The 17242-nt window shown below is 64.3% G+C and carries 19 protein-coding genes and 1 tRNA gene; 11 read left to right on the top strand and 9 right to left on the bottom strand.

Going from position 1 to position 17242, the window contains the following annotated elements:
* Nucleotides 1-588, top strand: a 588-nt coding sequence (locus VIL88_RS04055; RefSeq protein WP_331986253.1) for an MBL fold metallo-hydrolase, incomplete at its 5' end; no start/stop codon positions are given.
* Here VIL88_RS04055 and VIL88_RS04050 read toward each other — a convergent pair.
* The 4 genes from VIL88_RS04050 to VIL88_RS04035 all read right to left on the bottom strand — a co-directional run bounded on the left by VIL88_RS04050 (nucleotide 573) and on the right by VIL88_RS04035 (nucleotide 3503).
* On the bottom strand, nucleotides 573-2492 hold the full coding sequence (locus VIL88_RS04050) for a PAS domain S-box protein (protein ID WP_331986251.1): 1920 nt from the start codon (nucleotides 2490-2492) through the stop codon (nucleotides 573-575). The genes VIL88_RS04055 and VIL88_RS04050 overlap by 16 nt on opposite strands.
* A 188-nt stretch (nucleotides 2493-2680) precedes the next feature.
* Nucleotides 2681-2765: transfer RNA gene (locus VIL88_RS04045), tRNA-Leu, on the bottom strand.
* Nucleotides 2766-2881: 116 nt separating this feature from the next.
* Complete coding sequence (locus tag VIL88_RS04040) at nucleotides 2882-3262, bottom strand: GFA family protein (protein ID WP_331986249.1); 381 nt, start codon at nucleotides 3260-3262, stop codon at nucleotides 2882-2884.
* A 7-nt stretch (nucleotides 3263-3269) separates the two neighbouring features.
* Entirely contained in the window at nucleotides 3270-3503 is a 234-nt protein-coding gene (locus VIL88_RS04035; RefSeq protein ID WP_331986247.1) for a FliM/FliN family flagellar motor switch protein, read from the bottom strand.
* Nucleotides 3504-3580: 77 nt separating this feature from the next.
* On the opposite strand from VIL88_RS04035, the gene lipB reads away from it, so the two are divergent.
* Nucleotides 3581-4339 (top strand): lipoyl(octanoyl) transferase LipB, encoded by a 759-nt coding sequence (lipB, locus tag VIL88_RS04030; RefSeq protein WP_331986245.1) that lies wholly within the window; start codon nucleotides 3581-3583, stop codon nucleotides 4337-4339.
* 26 nt (nucleotides 4340-4365) lie between these two features.
* On the top strand, nucleotides 4366-4902 hold the full coding sequence (locus VIL88_RS04025; protein ID WP_331986243.1) for a DUF4282 domain-containing protein: 537 nt from the start codon (nucleotides 4366-4368) through the stop codon (nucleotides 4900-4902).
* A gap of 74 nt (nucleotides 4903-4976) precedes the next feature.
* Here VIL88_RS04025 and VIL88_RS04020 read toward each other — a convergent pair whose 3' ends face one another.
* Complete coding sequence (locus VIL88_RS04020; protein WP_331986241.1) at nucleotides 4977-5351, bottom strand: DoxX family protein; 375 nt, start codon at nucleotides 5349-5351, stop codon at nucleotides 4977-4979.
* A 240-nt stretch (nucleotides 5352-5591) separates the two neighbouring features.
* Here VIL88_RS04020 and rimO point away from each other — a divergent pair, with 240 nt between their 5' ends.
* The 8 genes from rimO (at nucleotide 5592) to folK (ending at nucleotide 13629) form a co-directional block, all read left to right on the top strand.
* Nucleotides 5592-6923 carry a 30S ribosomal protein S12 methylthiotransferase RimO gene (gene rimO, locus VIL88_RS04015; protein ID WP_331986239.1) on the top strand — a complete coding sequence of 444 codons (1332 nt, stop codon included), beginning with the start codon at nucleotides 5592-5594 and terminating at the stop codon, nucleotides 6921-6923.
* Between the two features lie 285 nt (nucleotides 6924-7208).
* Nucleotides 7209-8192, top strand: a complete 984-nt coding sequence (locus VIL88_RS04010) for a sulfate ABC transporter substrate-binding protein (protein WP_331986237.1) — start codon at nucleotides 7209-7211, stop codon at nucleotides 8190-8192.
* A 64-nt stretch (nucleotides 8193-8256) separates the two neighbouring features.
* Complete coding sequence (cysT, locus tag VIL88_RS04005; RefSeq protein WP_331986235.1) at nucleotides 8257-9093, top strand: sulfate ABC transporter permease subunit CysT; 837 nt, start codon at nucleotides 8257-8259, stop codon at nucleotides 9091-9093.
* An 8-nt stretch (nucleotides 9094-9101) separates the two neighbouring features.
* Nucleotides 9102-9983, top strand: a complete 882-nt coding sequence (gene cysW, locus VIL88_RS04000) for a sulfate ABC transporter permease subunit CysW (RefSeq protein WP_414650108.1) — start codon at nucleotides 9102-9104, stop codon at nucleotides 9981-9983.
* 99 nt (nucleotides 9984-10082) lie between these two features.
* The gene (locus VIL88_RS03995; RefSeq protein WP_331986231.1) at nucleotides 10083-11852 is read left to right on the top strand and encodes an SLC13 family permease; all 1770 of its coding nucleotides are present in this window, start codon (nucleotides 10083-10085) and stop codon (nucleotides 11850-11852) included.
* Between the two features lie 82 nt (nucleotides 11853-11934).
* Entirely contained in the window at nucleotides 11935-12795 is an 861-nt protein-coding gene (gene folP, locus VIL88_RS03990; RefSeq protein ID WP_331986229.1) for a dihydropteroate synthase, read from the top strand.
* 4 nt (nucleotides 12796-12799) lie between these two features.
* Nucleotides 12800-13186, top strand: coding sequence for a dihydroneopterin aldolase (gene folB / locus VIL88_RS03985; protein WP_331986227.1), 387 nt, complete (start codon nucleotides 12800-12802; stop codon nucleotides 13184-13186).
* The gene (gene folK / locus VIL88_RS03980; RefSeq protein WP_331986225.1) at nucleotides 13186-13629 is read left to right on the top strand and encodes a 2-amino-4-hydroxy-6-hydroxymethyldihydropteridine diphosphokinase; all 444 of its coding nucleotides are present in this window, start codon (nucleotides 13186-13188) and stop codon (nucleotides 13627-13629) included. The genes folB and folK overlap by 1 nt, the downstream gene beginning before the upstream one ends.
* Here folK and VIL88_RS03975 read toward each other — a convergent pair.
* From VIL88_RS03975 to VIL88_RS03960, 4 genes are all read right to left on the bottom strand, one after another.
* Nucleotides 13626-14405, bottom strand: coding sequence for an ATP12 family chaperone protein (locus VIL88_RS03975; protein ID WP_331986223.1), 780 nt, complete (start codon nucleotides 14403-14405; stop codon nucleotides 13626-13628). The genes folK and VIL88_RS03975 overlap by 4 nt on opposite strands.
* Before the next feature lie 85 nt (nucleotides 14406-14490).
* Complete coding sequence (locus VIL88_RS03970; protein WP_331986221.1) at nucleotides 14491-15477, bottom strand: RluA family pseudouridine synthase; 987 nt, start codon at nucleotides 15475-15477, stop codon at nucleotides 14491-14493.
* Nucleotides 15474-15854: a fluoride efflux transporter CrcB gene (crcB, locus tag VIL88_RS03965; RefSeq protein ID WP_331986219.1), complete on the bottom strand. Its 381-nt coding sequence runs from the start codon at nucleotides 15852-15854 to the stop codon at nucleotides 15474-15476. The genes VIL88_RS03970 and crcB overlap by 4 nt, the downstream gene beginning before the upstream one ends.
* The gene (locus VIL88_RS03960) at nucleotides 15854-17173 is read right to left on the bottom strand and encodes a replication-associated recombination protein A (protein WP_331986217.1); all 1320 of its coding nucleotides are present in this window, start codon (nucleotides 17171-17173) and stop codon (nucleotides 15854-15856) included. The genes crcB and VIL88_RS03960 overlap by 1 nt, the downstream gene beginning before the upstream one ends.
* Nucleotides 17174-17242 lie beyond the last annotated feature (69 nt).

Here is a 17242-nt window from a genome sequence, read left to right as displayed (position 1 = left end):
GAAGCGTGGGACGCCCCCGTCTACGCCCACGAGCTGGAGCATCCCTATCTCGACGGCCGCGCCGCCTATCCGCCGGGCGATCCCAGCGTGGGCGGCGGCCTGATGGCGGCGCTGGCGCCCCTCTATCCGCGCAAGCCGGTGGACGTCTCCAAGCGGCTGCGCCGCCTTGAGAAGGGATCCTGCGCGCCCGGCATGGAGGAATGGGACTGGCTGCACACGCCCGGCCATAGCGTCGGGCACGTGTCCTTCTGGCGCGCGGCCGACCGTGCGCTGATCGCGGGAGACGCCTTCGTGACGACCGCGCAGGAGAGCGCCTACGCCGCGTTGACGCAGGAGCCCGAGCTGCATGGCCCCCCGATGTACTACACGGTGGACTGGGAGGCGTCGAAGCGATCCGTCGAGGCGCTGGCGGCGCTCGATCCCGCCACCGTCGTCACGGGCCACGGGCAGGCGATGCGCGGGCCCGAGATGAGCGGGGCGTTGCGGCGGCTGGCGGCGGAGTTCGACGCGGTCGCCAAGCCGAAGCAGGGGCGCTATCTCGACGCGCCGGCGCGGGCCGAGGACGGCGGCGCCTATCGGGCGCCCTGAGGCGCCGCGAGCCGCGCCTTGGCGGCGTCGGTCAGCGCGCGCGCGAGATCGTCCTGCGAGAACGGCTTGTTGAGGACCGGCAGCGCGCGGGCGTTCTCCGGCAGCTCCGCATAGCCCGTCGCGAGCAGAACCGGCAGGTCCGGACGCCGCTCGGCGATGATGGCGGCGAGCTCCAGGCCCGTCATCTGCGGCATGGCGTGATCGGTGATCACGAGGTCGCAAGCCTGCGTCTCCAGCGCCTCCAGCGCCTGGGGCCCGGAGCCGCAGGGCGTCACCGCGTGCCCCAGATCCTCCGCCATCATGACCGTGTTCATGAGCACGAGCGGATCGTCGTCCACGGCGATGATGCGCAGCGCGCCCGCTTCCGCGTCGCTCACGGGCGGCGGCTGCTGCTGGGCGGGAGCGGCCGGCTGTTCGGAGGGGGCGGCCGCGAGCGGCAGCAGGATCGTGGCGGTCGTGCCCGCGCCGGGCGCGCTCTCCAGCCGCAGCGCCCCGCCCGATTCCTCCGCCAGACCATGGACCATGGACAGGCCGAGGCCGGTGCCCTTGCCGACGCCCTTGGTGGTGAAGAAGGGTTCGCGCGCGCGCTCCAGCACGTCCTGGGGCATGCCCTCGCCCGTATCCTCGACGCGGAGGCGCACGAAGTCCCTGTCGGCATCGGCAGAAATGGTGATCGTGCCACCGCCCGGCATCGCATCACGTGCGTTTACGGCAAGGTTCAACACGGCCGTGGCGAGGTGGTTAGGGTCGGTTATGGCCAGTGGCAGGTCGGAGGGGAAGTTAGTTTCGAGCGAGACCAGCGCGCCGAGCGAGCCCCCTAGCATCTCCTGCATGGAGCGCACCAGTTCGGCCAGGTCGACCGGCTCCACCGTCATGTCCTGCCGGCGCGCAAAGGCCAGCATGCTGCGCGTCAGCGCCGCACCACGCTCGGCACCCTGCCTGGCATTGCCAAGCAGCCGCAGCGCCTGCGGATCGAGCGGCACGCGCTTTTCCAAAAGCTCGAGGCTGCTCAGCACCGCCATCAGCAGATTGTTGAAGTCGTGCGCCACGCCACCGGTCAGCTGCCCGATCGCCTGCATCTTCTGCGATTGCAGCAGTTGCTCGCGCGCCTTGTCCAGCTCCTGCTGCGCGCGCACCCGCTCGGTGATGTCGCGGGTGATCTTGGCGAAGCCGATCAAGGTGCCGTCCGGCTCACGAATGGCGTCGATGACCACATGCGCCATGAAGCGGGTGCCGTCCTTGCGGACCCGCCATCCCTCCTTCTCGAACTTGCCGGTCTCTCGGGCGATTCTGAGCGCCTGGTCCGGCCCGCCTGCCGCCCGCTCTTCTTCCGGATAGAAGCGTCCGAAATGCTGGCCGATGATTTCGTCGGGGGCATAGCCCTTGATCCTCTCGGCGCCGGCATTCCAGTTGGTGACGATGCCTTCGGGGCTGATCATGTAGAGGGCGTAGTCGGTGACACCCATGACCAGGCGGCGGAACATGTCCTGCGAGCGGTGCAGCTCCATCTCGGCCATGCGGCGCTCGGTCATGTCGCGAGTAATCTTGGCAAAGCCCAGCAAACGGCCGTCTGCGTCACGGATGGGATCGACGATGGCATGGGCCCAGAAGCGGGAGCCATCCTTGCGCAAGCGCCAGCCCTGCGTTTCGAAGCGCCCCTCTTCCTGCGCAATGCGCAGGGCATTCTCGGGAACACCGAGATCAAGATCTTCGGGCGTGAAGAAGATCGAGAAGTGCCGTCCAAGCACTTCATGCGCTTCATAGCCCTTGAAGCGGCGGGCGCCGGCATTCCAGCTCGAAATCAACCCTTCGGGCGTCAGCATGTAGATGCCGTAGTCGGTGATCGCCTCGACCAGCAGCTGATACTGCTCGGCCGAAAGCCCACCGTGTTGAGTCGTATCCATGCTTCCCCCAAACTCCGCGCGGGGGAACGCTGCGCCGCCCCTTTCCGTTCCCCGCCAAACTACCGAATCTGACCCGCTGCAACGATTTAGGCAAGAACTCTGGCTGCCAAGGCCTGAAAACAAAACAGCGGCCGCCAGAACTCAATCTGGCTAGCCGCCGTTTTCGTGTATCTGCCCGAAGGAAGATTTGGTGCGGTCGAGAAGACTCGAACTTCCACGTCTTGCGACACAGCGACCTCAACGCTGCGCGTCTACCAATTCCGCCACGACCGCACTCTGGTAGAGCTTTGCCCGGGGGCGAAGCGAGTGGGGATGTAGCAAAGCTCTTCCGGAACCTCAAGCGCTTAAATCGAACTGCCGGTGCAAAACTTTGAGCGGAGGGAAAGCCCTCACTGCCAATGCTGCGGCAAGCGATCGGCGATGAGATAGTAGTCGCCCCTGTTGCCGACGAAGATGTGCTTGCCGATAGCGGTTTGCGTCGGTCCATCGAAGGCGCCCATGGCAACCGCGATCCAGTCCAGATGCAGAGGCTCGAAAAATAGCGAGGAGCCGCAGGTAGCGCAAAAGCCGCGCCGCACCTTTTCGGAGGACTGATACCAGCGCACATGCTCGAGGCCGGTTACGTGGAGCTGATCCTTGCCCACTTCGGTGGAGACGAAGAAGTGACCGGAATGCTTGCGGCACTTGGTGCAGTGGCATGCATCGGGCGGCGGCAGCGGCACGTCGATCTCGAATCGCACTGCGCCACATAGACAGGATCCCCGATGCATGACGCTCCTACCCCCTCCGGAAGACCTTCTCGGTAATCTGCACCCGCAGGTGCCCGTCGTCGACGCTGACTTCGCCATGTGCGATCAGCGTGTTGTTGGCGTAGATGTTGAGCGGGTCGTTTTCGGTGGCATCGAGCTCGATCACGGCACCGCGCCCCATGCGCAGCAGGTGATGGATCGGCATGGTGGTCGCACCCAGCTCCACCGTGATATCCACTTCAATATTGTCGAGCGTGCTCATAGATAGTTGTCGAACCCTGGCGGCGGACTCGAAGCGCCCGCTGATCTGCTGTTATTACTCTGTGGGCGAGCATGGTTATGGAAGTGTTAACGGCCAGTGCCGAACTGTGCGAAAGCGGCACCAAACTGCAGCGCGCGGATGGGCGCCCGGTGCAATGGATCATCAGCGCCGAACAGGTGCCCTATCCCGCGGCGCTTGCAGCCATGAAAGAGCGTGCTGCGGCCATCGCGGCTGGCCAAGCCGAGGAAGCCGTCTGGCTGTTGGAGCATCCCCCGCTTTATACCGCCGGCACCTCGGCGCAGGCCTCCGACCTCTTGTCGGACCGATTTCCGGTCTTCGACGCCGGCCGGGGCGGGCAATATACCTACCATGGTCCGGGGCAGCGCGTGGCCTACGCCATGCTCGACCTCACCCAGCGCGGGCGCGATATCCGCTGCCTGGTGCAAGGGCTCGAGGGCTGGGTCATCGACACGCTGGCCGAGCACAACATCACGGGTGAGCGCCGCGCCGGGCGGGTCGGTGTCTGGGTCAAGCGGCCGGACAAGGGCGCGCTACGGGAAGACAAGATCGCGGCCATCGGTGTGCGCGTCTCCAAATGGGTGACCTTCCACGGCATTTCGCTCAACGTCATGCCCGACCTTTCGCACTATGACGGCATCGTCCCCTGCGGCATCACCGACCAGGGGGTCACGAGCTTCGAGGACCTCGGGCAGTTGGTGTCGATGCCGGAGGTCGATTCGACGCTTCGCCTCGCCTTCGAGCGCCGCTTCGGCCCGACCGTGGCGGCGAGTGAAGAAAGCCTTGTCAGCGCCGGCCCGACTGGCCTAGTTGCTTAAGCACATTGCCGCGCCTGGAGGACACTATGACGCTGGATGATCTGAAACGCCTGTTCACTCGCCAGACCCTGTTCCGGCTCGATGCGATCCTTTCGCCACGCCTCGTGCCCATTCTCTATGCGCTCGGGCTTGCCGGCATCCTCCTCTGGGCCGTGAGCCACCTGTTCTGGAGCTTCGGCTTCGGTTTCGGCAATGGTTTGTGGGGGCTTCTCGAGATTGCCGTCTTCGGCCTCCTCTCCCTGGTCGGCCTGCGCATCCTGTGCGAGGCGCTCCTGGTGTGGTTCCGCACCCACGAGGCCAGCGGCGAGACGGTAACGCGCTCGCGCTATTCCGCCTCCCTGCTCGATGAAGTGCGCGATGCCATCCGCGACCTGGCCGAGGAAGGCGAAGACCGCGACTATGCCGAGGCCGACGAATACATTACTCCGGCAACCGAGCCCGCTCCCTATGTCGCGCCCGTTGCAGATACGGCGCGTGCGCCCGCGACCAGTTCGGGCGAGCTTTTCTCCAAGCCGCCGCGTCGCACGGCAAAGCGGGCCACAACGCCCAAGAACGTGACCTGAGCCTTTCATCGACTGGCAAAGAAAAGGCCGCCGGAACAAGGGTTCCGGCGGCCTTCTTGATTCAAGAAGCGAGCTTACTTCTTGTTGACGCTCCAGGCGCCTGGGCCGGCAAAGACCAGGTAGAGGAAGACGAAGCAGAAGAGGATGGCGGCATCGCCACCATTGCCGACCGGCCAGAAGCTCTGCGGCGCATGGGCCATCCAGTAGGCGGCGGCGCACATGCCCGACGCGATAAAAGCGGCGTAGCGGGTGAAGAAGCCGACCAGGATCAGGATACCGCCGATCAGCTCGATCAGCGCGGCAACGAGCATCAGGCCTTCGGCAGGACCCATGGCGGGTACTGGGAAGCCGAACAGTTTCTGCGTACCATGCTCGATAAACAGCAGGGCGGCGACAATGCGCAGCACGGCGAGGGCCTGCGGCGCGTAGGCGGAGAGACGATCGAACACGAGTGAGCTCCTTTGAGCAAGTTGACGCTGCGCCCATCACGGCGCACTTGGCAGAAGTGCCATTAAATCAACAATTTGAAAACCAGTACCATCACCGTACCGGACGCACCGTTCGCCAAACGACACCAACGCTGACGGAAGCCCTGCCCCGCGCATGAGGAAGGGCAGTAACATTGCGTAACCGTCCAACTTTCTGTATGACGCGCGCAATCCTTCCCACATCGGAACTGAAAAGCTCTCATGAGCCAAGCGCCAAAAATTGGCCTCGTCAGCCTCGGCTGCCCCAAAGCCCTCGTCGATAGCGAACGCATCATGTCCACGCTGCGCGCGCAGGGCTACTCGTTCAGCCGCGACTACCAGGGCGCCGACATCGTCCTCGTCAACACCTGCGGCTTCCTTGATTCCGCTAAGCAGGAGTCGCTGGAAGCCATCGGCGAAGCCCTCAACGAGAATGGTCGCGTGATCGTTACCGGTTGCCTCGGCGTCGAGGAAGAGCTGATCCGCCAGACCCACCCGTCCGTGCTCGCCATTTCCGGGCCGCATCAGTACGAGAGCGTGGTCTCGGCCGTGCACCAGCACCTGCCGCCTGTACCCAACAAGTTCGTCGACCTGGTGCCTGAACAGGGCCTTAAGCTCACCCCGCGCCACTACGCTTATCTCAAGATTTCCGAAGGCTGCAACAATCGCTGCTCCTTCTGCATCATCCCCCAGATCCGCGGCGACCTCGCTTCGCGTCCGGCCGCCGGCATTCTGGGCGAGGCCGAGGGCCTGGTGCGCAACGGCGTCAAGGAACTGCTGGTGATCTCGCAGGACACCAGCGCCTATGGCATCGACCTGAAATATGCCGAGAGCAATTATCGTGGCCGTCCGGTCAAGGCCAAGTTCTATGACCTCGCCAAGGAACTGGGCCAGTTCGGCGCCTGGGTGCGCCTGCACTATGTCTACCCCTACCCCCATGTCGACGCGGTCATGGAGCTGATGGCCGAAGGTCTGGTCCTGCCCTATCTCGACATCCCCTTCCAGCACGCTTCTCCCAAGGTGCTGAAGGCCATGCGCCGCCCGGCACATCAAGAAAAGACGCTGAATCGGATTCTCGACTGGAAGCGCCAAGTCCCTGATCTGACTGTGCGTTCCAACTTCATCGTCGGCTTCCCGGGCGAGACCGAAGACGATTTCGAGATGATGCTCGACTTCATCGAGGAAGCCGAAATCGACCGCGCCGGCTGCTTCAAATACGAGCCCGTCACCGGTGCTCCTGCCAACGAACTCGAGGGCATCGTGCCCGACGATGTGGCGCAGGACCGCTGGGAGCGGCTGATGGAAGTGGCCCAGAACGTCTCCGCCGGCCAGCTCGCCAAGAAGGTGGGCCGTACCATCCAGGTGCTGGTCGACGACGTACAGCCCGAGCAGAACAAGGCCATCGCCCGCTCCAAGTGGGACGCGCCTGAAATCGACGGCCAGGTGATCGTCAGCAATGCCTCCGGCATCAAGCCGGGCGACATGATCGACGTGCTGGTGACCGACAGCGATGAGTATGACCTGTTCGCCGAGCCGGTGGCGGCGCTGCACTAAGCATATCCACCGATCGTCACCCTCGGGCTTGACCCGAGGGCTCTAGACTTGCTCTAGCCACCGCAAGTACAGCCCCCTCGGGTCTAGCCCAAGGGTGACGGTCCGACCAGGGTCGGGCGCCGCCGGAACAAAATCCCGCCGCATCCGTCTCTGGCGCAACCCTGTTGCCCTCCACTCTCCCCTTGTAAATTACTCATCCGGAACAGCGCATTGGCGCTGGACGCTGAATCATTCTCCGAGCATCAAACCCGGCAACGTTTCTCCGTTTCGGGTTCCTGCGTCACCATGAACAAGCTTTTCGCCACCGCCGTCGCCGCCATCGCTCTTGGCGCGGCACCGGTTCTTGCCCAGCCCGCCGACATCCTCAACGCCTCCTATGACATCGCCCGCGAACTCTTCGAGGCCGAGAACGCCGCCTATGCCGCGTCAGGGGCAACGGTGACCGTCAACCAGTCCCATGCCGGCTCCTCCGCCCAGGCCCGCTCGATCCTGGAAGGGCTTGCAGCCGATGTCGTGACCTTCAACCAGGTGACGGATGTCGAGAAGCTGGTCGAGGGCGGATTTGTTTCGGATGACTGGGCCAGCGAGTTCCCCAACAATGCCGCGCCCTTCTATAGCTTCCCGGCTTTCCTGGTCCGCGCCGGCAACCCCAAGAACATCAGCGACTGGGGCGACCTGGCCGAAGACGGCGTGCAGGTGATCTTCCCCAATCCCAAGACGTCCGGCAACGGCCGCTACACCTATCTGGCCGCCCGCGCCTGGGCGACCGAGGAGTTCGGCGGCGACGAAGCGCAGATCGAGGCCTTCCTCACCAAGCTCTTCGGCAATGTCCCCGTATTCGAGACCGGTGGCCGCGCCGCCACCACCGCCTTCACCGAGCGCCAGCTGGGCGACGTGCTCGTGACCTTCGAGGCCGAAGTGCTGGCCGTGCGCCAGCAACTGGGCGAAGATCGGTATGAAGCCGTCACTCCATCGGTCAGCTTCCTGTCCGAATTTCCCGTCGCCATTGTCGACAAGGTAGTGGACCAGCGCGGCAGCCGTGACCTCGCCAAGAGCTATCTCGACTTCCTGTTCACCCCCGAGGGCCAGGAAGTGGCCGCCGCCAATTTCCATCGCCCTCAGGATGAGGCGGTTCTGGCGGCTCATAGCGCGCAATTCCCGGAGATTCGCCTGGTCACCGTCGATGAAGCCTTCGGCGGCTGGGACAAGGTCGGCCAGGAGCACTTCGCCGATGGCGGCCTGCTCGACAAGGTCTTCGTCAACCAGTAGCGCCTGACGGCAGCATATCGCCGGCGCGGCCTGGCCGCGCCGCTTCTCTTTTTCGGAAACGGCAATGGCACAAGGACGCAGCAAGCACCTCCTGCCCGGTTTCGGGCTGACGCTTGGCGTCTCGATGCTCTATCTCAGCATCATCGTGGTGCTGCCGCTCCTGGCCATGCTGCTCAAGGTCGGAGGCATGGGCTGGGAGGAGTTCTGGCGCATCGTCGCGTCCAATCGCGCTCTCGCTGCCTACCGCATCACCTTCAGTTCTGCCTTGGCAGCAACCGTGATCAACGGCGCGCTCGGACTGCTGCTGGCGTGGGTGCTCACGCGCTACAGCTTTCCGGGCAGGCGCCTGCTCGATGCACTGGTCGACCTACCCTTCGCGCTGCCGACGGCAGTGGCGGGGCTGGTCCTCGTCACCCTCTTTGCGCCAATAGGCTGGTACGGGCAATTGCTCGAGCCGAACGGCTTCAAGGTCAACTACACGCAGACCGGCATCATCATTGCCATGGCCTTCACCTCCATTCCCTTCGTCGTACGGGCCGTGCAGCCCGTGCTCGAAGAGGTTCAGGTGGAACTGGAGGAAGCCGCCCAAACGCTCGGCGCAACACGCTTCCAGACCTTCGCACGGGTAATCTGGCCGACAATTCTCCCCGCATTCATGGCCGGCTGCGTCCTATCCTTTGCCCGTTCGCTCGGCGAGTTCGGGGCTGTGGTGTTTATCGCCGGCAACCTGCCGGGGCTAACGGAGATCGTGTCGCTGCTGATCTTCATTCGCCTCGATGAGTACAACTACGAGGGCGCGGCTGCCCTGGCCTTTGTCCTGCTGCTGGCGGCATTCGTGACCCTGCTGGTGACCAATGCTCTCCAGGCCTGGCAGGTGCGCTATGCCGAGAAGGTGCGGTGATGAGCCAGATGGTACAGCAGGCACTCGACGGCTCCCCTCCTACTGAGGGCGTGGTTGCCCACCGCGCGGCCGCCAATGTGACTACCCCTGCCCGCTCCAGGGGCGAGATTGCGCTTATCGCCCTCGCCTTCCTCGTTGCAGGGGCGCTGCTTGTCGTGCCGGTGGCGTTGATCTTCGCCTTCGCGCTGCGCGAGGGGCTGGGTGCCTATTTCTCCAGCATTGCCGAACCCACCACACTGCACGCCATCGGCCTCACAGTGCTCACGGCGGTAGTCGTGGTGCCGGTAAATATCCTGGTCGGCGTCTGCATCGCCTGGCTGGTCAGCCGGTTCCGCTTCCCAGGCCGGCAGGTGCTGATCACGATCGTCGAGCTTCCTGCAGCCGTCAGTCCGATCGTGGCCGGTACGGTCTACCTCTTTCTCTATGGCGGCCAGGGGCTGCTGGGACCCGCTTTGCAGGGCGCCGGCATCCAGCTGATGTTCACCGTCACGGCGATCATCCTGGTGTCACTCTTTGTCACCGCGCCTTTTGTGGCGCGCGAGCTGATCCCGCTGATGCAGCAACAGGGAACCGAAGACGAGGAAGCCGCGCTCTCCCTCGGCGCCAACGGCTGGCAGATGTTCTGGTTCGTGACCCTGCCCAATATCCGCTGGGCCATTCTTTATGGCGCAATCCTCACCAATGCGCGGGTCATGGGTGAGTTCGGTGCCGTTTCGGTCGTGTCGGGCTCGATACGCGGGCAGACCAACACCCTGCCCCTCCAGATCAGCCAGTTGTTCAACGACTTCAACGTCACCGGCGCCTTTGCCGCTGCCTCCACGCTGACGCTGATGGCGCTGCTGACGGTTGTGCTGAAATCGGCGCTGGAGGCTAGGGCGGGCTGGCGCTGAACAAGCGCTACGCTCTGCAGCACCGCCGGACGATTTCATCGATCTGTAAGGATCGTATATGCCCGGCCTGCGTTAGCTGCGCGGCACTCCGGAGTCCTCATGACGCTTCCCCAAACGCTCGCCTTCCTGATCATCGCCGCCATGATGGTGGCCTTTGTCTGGGGGCGTTGGCGATACGACATCGTTGCGGTGGGCGCGCTTTTGGCGGCTCTGGCCACTGGGGTGGTGCCGCCGGAAGAGGCCTTTAGCGGCTTTTCCGATGATATCGTCATCATCGTCGGCTCCGCACTGGTGGTGAGTGCCGCCGTCTCCCACTCGGGCATCATGGAAGTGGCCGTCCGGCGCTTTGCGCCACAGATCGCGCGGCCACGGGCCCAGCTGATCCTGCTCGTCGTGGTCGTTACGGTGCTCAGCGCTTTCGTGAAGAATATCGGTGCCCTCGCCATCATGATGCCGATTGCTTTCCAGATGGCGCGCAAGTCCGGCGTCTCGCCGTCGCTGTTCCTGATGCCGATGTCCTTCGGCTCGCTCCTTGGCGGGCTGATGACGCAGATCGGGACCTCGCCCAACATCATCGTCTCCCGGGTTCGCGAGGAGATGACGGGGCAGGCTTTCACCATGTTCGACTATACGCCGACCGGCCTGGCGCTGTCCGTGGTCGGCGTCCTTTTCCTCGCCCTATGCTACCGCCTGCTGCCCGAAAGACGGCGCGAGGAAACCGGGCTCGACACGGCCATCGAGATCAACAATTACACCACCGAAGCGCGGGTGACCGAAGAGTCCAGCGCCATCGGCAAGACCGTGGCCGAGATCCAGCGCAACTCGGACGGACAGGCCATGATCCTGCGCATCCTGGGCGCCGGTGGGCAGCGCCGTACGCCCCTGCCCGATGCCAAGCTGCGGGCCGGGGATATCCTTCTGATCGAAGGGAGCGCCACCGCGCTCGACGCCATGGTCTCTCAATCGGACCTGGTGTTTTCCGAGAGGCGCGGTGCGGCCACCCGCGATGCGGCGGACCTCAGCACGATTGAAGCGGTGGTGGGCGAGAACTCGTCGCTGATCGGCTCCAGCGCGCAGGAGCTGACCATGTTCGACAGCACCGGCCTCAGCCTTCTGGCAGTCAGCCGCCGCGGCCAGCGCTTTACCGAACGGCTGGGCCAGATTCGCTTCCAGAGCGGCGACGTAATTCTTCTTCAGGGCGATCTCGCGCGCCTGCCGGAACTGCTGCGCCAGTGGGACTGCCTGCCGCTAGTCGAGCGGGGCCTACAGGTCGGCAGCGTGCGCAATGGCATCATCCCACTGACCATCTTGTTCGTGGCCATGGCTGCGACCGCCATCGGCCTCGTACCGGTAGCTCCGGCCTTCTTTGCGGCAGCCGCAGCCATGGTGCTCAGCCGCTCCATCCCCCTGCGCGACGTCTATAATCGCCTCGACGCGCCGATCCTGATCATGCTTGCCTGCCTGATCCCGGTATCGGATTCCCTGCGTTCCACGGGCGGCACCGAACTGATTGCCGCCTGGCTCTCGGCAACAGCCAGCAATCTTCCGGGCTGGGGCGCGCTGGCTCTGATCATGGTAGCGGCCATGGCCGTCACCCCCTTCCTCAACAATGCCGCCACGGTTCTTGTCATGGCGCCTATCGCAGCGACCTTTGCGACCGACCTTGGCTACGCGCCCGAGGCGTTCCTTCTGGCGGTGGCCATCGGCGCGGGCTGCGATTTCCTCACCCCCATTGGTCACCAGTGCAACACATTGGTTATGGGCCCGGGCGGCTATCGCTTCGGCGACTACTGGCGGTTGGGAGCGCCCCTGTCGGTGCTGGTGGTCCTGGTCGGCGTACCCGTACTGATGCTGGTCTGGCCGTTCTAGCCTCACGAGCGGTTCAGGCTTGTTTCCTGCTCACCAGGCGTTAGACCTCGTGGCGAAAAACGAGCTGCGGGGTGCTGCCGCCATGCATACCGGACACACCATTGCCCTTCCCAATCGCCCTCCTCTCGTCCTGGGCGAAACGGCATTGGTCATGGGCATTCTCAACCTCACGCCGGACAGCTTCTCCGATGGTGGCGCGCATAACCTCGTCGCAGCCGCCGTTCAGCATGCCCGGCAGATGATTGGCGAAGGCGCCGACATCATCGATGTGGGCGGCGAAAGCACAAGGCCAGGCGCCGCCCCCGTGGGCGTGCAGGAGGAACTCGACCGGGTCATGCCGGTGATCGACGCGCTGGTTGCCGCCGGCATCGATGTCCCCATCTCCATCGACACCTACAAGCCACTGGTGGCGGACCAGGCGATCCAGGCGGGCGCCTGCATCATCAACGACGTCCATGGCCTCCAAGGAGCGCCGGAAATGGCGGAGGTCGCGCAGCTGCACCAGGTGCCGGTTATTGCCATGCACTGGCACAAGGAAAGGGATGCCGCCACCCCGCTGCGCGAGGACATGCAGCTCTATTTCAGGCGCACCATTGCCATCGCAGAACAGGCGGGACTGGGCGCGGACCGCATCATCGTCGATCCCGGCTTCGGCTTCGGCAAGACGCTCGGGGAAAACTACGAACTGCTCCGCGAACCGTTGCACATCAGCCCGGCCTCGGGTGCACCCTTGCCTATTCTGATTGGCACATCGCGCAAGTCGATGATCGGCAAGCTGCTCGGCAACGAAGCGCATGAACGCCTCGCCGGCACCATCGCCACCAATGTTGTTGCTTACCTCAATGGTGGGCACATCTTTCGCGTACATGACGTGCGCGCCAATCGCGACGCCCTTCGCGTTGCCCAGGCAAGCCTGTATGGTCCACCTCAAGCAGAGAGGTAGCACCATGACAGCGCCATTCACCGGCGACCGCATCATCCTGAAAGATCTAGGATTTTACGGCTACCACGGGTTGATGAGCGAGGAGAAGGCGCTCGGCCAGCGATTCTTCATCGACCTTGAATGTGGGGTGGACCTTACCAGCCCCGCCCAGACCGACAGCATCGGGCAGACCGTCTCCTATGCCGCGATTTACGATGTGGTAAAGGAGGCCTTCGAGGGCCGCCGCATGCAGCTGATCGAGGCAGTGGCGCAGAACATCGTCGATGCTGTCTTCCAGAGTTTTGCCGATGTCGAGTGGATCATCGTCCGCGTGCGCAAGCCCGAAGCTCCCATCGCCATGGTGCGCGGCGAAGCTGCCATCGAGCTCCACCGCCAGCGGAGCGAGCGCTGATGGCAAAGGCGTGGCTGAGCCTTGGCGCCAATATTGGGGATCCCGCGGCGCAGCTTGCCGAGGCCGTCCGGCGCATCGGCGCCGCCGACGAGGTGACCGTCACCCAGCAGTCTAAGGTGATCATCACCAAGCCTTGGGGCAAGACTGACCAGCCGGACTTCGCCAATATGGCGCTCGAGGTGGAGACCGCGCTAGAGCCGCTTCGGTTGCTGGACCTTCTTCAGGCGATCGAGACGGCCATGGGCCGCGTGCGCCACGAGACGTGGGGGCCGCGGGTGATCGACATCGATATCGTGGCTTATGAGCGACAAGTGCTCGAGACCGAGCGGCTCACCCTGCCCCATCCCTTCGCCCACGAGCGCGCCTTCGTGCTCGACCCACTGGCCGAAATCGCGCCGGAAACCGCCGCCTGGCTGGTGGGACGGACTGCTGGGCCAGCCTAGGCCCGCAGCGCGCCCACGGCGAAAACGGCTGTGTCGAACTCCTTGCGCCGCCGTGCCCGCCGTTCGGCCGCTTCCTCGTCCTGGCCCCATTGCGAGATCTGATAGTCTTCATCCACATGGGCCGCTTTCCAGACGAAGTCCGGCGTGAAGAGCTTGTGCAGGAGGCCGATAGTCAGAAGACCCGAACCGGTCAGCCCGGTGACCGACACCAGCGCCGTCAGCGTCAGCAGGTTCTCGGCGCCCAGTGCATTCGCCAGACGGTCCAGTGTCGCCTTGGGTTGCTCCTGGTGCAGGATGCCGATGGTGGGCTGAAAGCTGACACCGAAATGCCGCGCCAGCGTCATCAGGGCATTGTCCCAGATGACCTCCTGCTCGGAGACCAGTTCCTGCGGGCTGTCGGCGCGATAAAGGAGCAGGTCGCCTGCGGCGAATTTCATCACCTCGTCGCGAAAGGCTGGCACCATGGCCTCGCCGCTCTCGACGGCCGAGTTGACCAGACGCACCATGGGCATGGTGGTGGGGTCGATGAACTCGCCCTGCGCGGCCCATTCTTCGGCCATGGCCGTTGCGATTGCTGCCGAAGGCACTGCAATGGGCAGCTTCTTGCCGGGCGTGCGGGTCTGCCGCCCATCAAGCGTTACGACGAAGCCATCGTCCGCCGGTCCGGCCGCCACATCCTTGTAGAAGCGCTTGGGCAGCTCGACCTTGTCGAGCTCCTGTGCCCTGCCATAGCCGTCGTTGAGGTGCTTCTGGATCTCGTCGAGCTGGTCGCGCATGGTGGTGCTCCACAAAGGACAGGAAGGCCTGCGGCTTTAATGCCGGTCGTCAAAGAGGGATGCTTGAGCGTGCCTCAGCGTGATGTCACGCCCCGTCCTCAGGGTCGGAGCTGACATCGTAGCGGTCGGGGTCGAAGCCCAGCGTTTCAAAGCTTGCCCGCATATGCGGGGGCAGCGGCGCCGAAATGTCGAGCCGCCTGCCGTTGCGCAGCGGAATGGCGATGCGCCTTGCATGGAGGTGAAGGCCCTCCGAAAGACCCGGCGCGCCCTGCCAGTTCTCGATGTTGAAGTAGCGCGGATCACCGATGATGGGCGTGCCCAACTGGGCCATATGCACGCGCAACTGGTGGGTGCGGCCGGTTACCGGCTTCAGCGTCACCCAGGCAAAGCGCCGGCTGGCCGTATCGGTGGTCGAATAATAGCTGGTGGAGTGCTGCGCGCCCGGCGTGCCGTTGCGCACCACCACCATCTGCTCGCCATCTTCCGTGCTTTGCCGCGCCAGAAAACAGCTGATCTCGCCCTGTGGCGGATGCGGGTTGCCGGCGACGATGGCCCAGTAGATCTTGCGAGCGGAACGGGAGCGGAAAACATTGCCGAAATGGCTGGCAGCGGCCTTGGTCTTGGCAACCACAAGGCAGCCCGAGGTATCCCGATCGAGCCGGTGCACCAGCCGCGGCGGCTCGCCCTTCTTGTTGGGCAGGCTCTTGAGCATGCCATCGAGATGACGCTTGGTGCCGCTGCCGCCCTGCACGGCAAGGCCGTGCGGCTTGTTGAACACGTAGATGTCGTCGTCCTCAAAGAGGATCAGGTCGCGCAGGAACTGGGCATCGGCTTCGTTGAGCTTGACCGGCTTGACCGTGTCGGGGTCGTCGATCGGCGGAATGCGCACGGTCTGGCCCGGCGACAGCCGGGTGTTGGTGGTCACCTTGGCCTTGTCGACCTTCACCTCGCCATTGCGGATCAGCTTCTGCAGCCGGCCGAAGCCGAGCTGCGGAAAGTGGGTCGCAAACCAGCGGTCGAGACGCATGCCGTCTTCGTCGTCGTTTACCTGCCGATGCTGAACGCCACTCATGCCATGCCTCTGGTCACCAAAAGCCCGAGATAAAGGCCAACGAGGCAGAGCACAACCGACAACAGCACATAGAGGCCCGCTTGCACCACTTCGCCGCGCTCGATCAGCGCGATGGTCTCGAGCGAAAAGGCGGAAAAGGTGGTGAAACCGCCCAGGACGCCAACGGCGACAAAGAGGCGGGCCTGTTCCTGCCAGGATGGCAGCCACCGCGCCATGAGTCCGACGAAAAGCCCCATGGCGGCCGAGCCGATGATGTTGATAAGGAGCGTGGCGACGGGAAAGTTCAGCGGCCATAGACGGCCGATGAGCCCGGCAAGGCCGTAGCGGCTCATCGCCCCGAGCGCCCCTCCGATGCCGACGAGCAGGAAGGCATACATCAGCCCTCACCTTCGCTGCGCTTGCTGGCGCGGAGGCGCTCGAAATAGTCTACGCGCTTGCGCAGCTCGCGCTCGAAGCCCCGCTCGACCGGTTCGTAGAACTTTTGTCGCCCGATCTTTTCGGGGAAGTACTCCTGACCCGAAAAGGCTTCGGGTGTGTCGTGATCGTAGATATAGCCCTCGCCATAGCCGGACCCCTTCATGAGCTTGGTTGGCGCGTTAAGGATGACCATGGGCGGCATGGGCGAGCCGGTGCTCTTGGCAAGGCTCATCGCGGCCTTGAAGGCGGTGTAGACCGCGTTCGACTTGGGCGCGAGCGCCAGATGTACCACGACCTGCGCCAGCGCCAGTTCCCCTTCGGGCGAGCCCAGCATCTGGTAGGCGTCGCGTGCGGCTATGGCCATGGGCAGCGCCTGTGGATCGGCCTCGCCGATGTCCTCCGAAGCCATTCGGATCAGGCGCCGGGCCAGAAACAGCGGATCCTCCCCCGCCACCAGCATGCGGGCGAAGTAGTAGAGCGCCGCATCAGGATCGGAGCCGCGTATCGTCTTATGCAGCGCCGAGATCAAGTTGTAGTGGCCGTCCTGCGCCTTGTCGTAGATCGGCGCCCGGCGCTGGATCACGGTGAGCATCGTGGCAGCATCGAGCACTTCGCCGGGCTTGGCCGAAGCGAGCACCTCTTCCACGAGACCGAGCAGTGCCCTCCCATCACCGTCAGCCAGCGTCAGCAGCGTGTGGCGCGCTTCCACGTCGAGCGGCAGGGCCGCGCCGGTGAGCGCCTCAGCCCGCTGCACGAGCTTTTCGAGGTCCTCGAGGCCGAGCGACTCGAACCGCAGCACCTGGCTGCGCGACAGGAGAGCCGCGTTGAGCTCGAACGACGGGTTCTCCGTCGTCGCGCCGACGAGGACCACGGTCCCGTCTTCCATCACCGGCAGGAAACCGTCCTGCTGAGCTCGATTGAAGCGGTGGATTTCATCGACGAACAGCAGGGTCTTGTGCCCGCTCAAGCGCTCGAAGCGAGCCTTCTCGAAGACCTTCTTGAGGTCGGCCACGCCAGAAAAGACGGCCGAGATCTGCACGAACGTATAGTTGATCTGGTCGGCCAGGAGGCGTGCCACCGTGGTCTTGCCGGTGCCGGGAGGTCCCCAGAGGATCAGCGAGCCAAGACGGCCGCTGGCGATCATGCGCCGCAATGTACCGTCCGGTCCCAGGAGGTGCGTCTGCCCGATCACCTCGTCGAGCGAGCGTGGCCGCAACTGGTCGGCAAGCGGGCGGCCGCGGTCGGCGTCATCGGGATCGGCGGCAAACAGGTCGGACATGAACGCGTTCTAACGGATAAGGAGCCCAGAGGTAAGCGCGTCCTCGAAAGGGAAGCGGCCAGTGTCTCG

It is taken from the genome of Devosia sp. (assembly GCF_036563435.1).
GTDB lineage: Bacteria > Pseudomonadota > Alphaproteobacteria > Rhizobiales > Devosiaceae > Devosia.
Note: the sequence above shows the minus strand (reverse complement) of the source record. Positions and strands in the feature narration are given on the sequence as shown.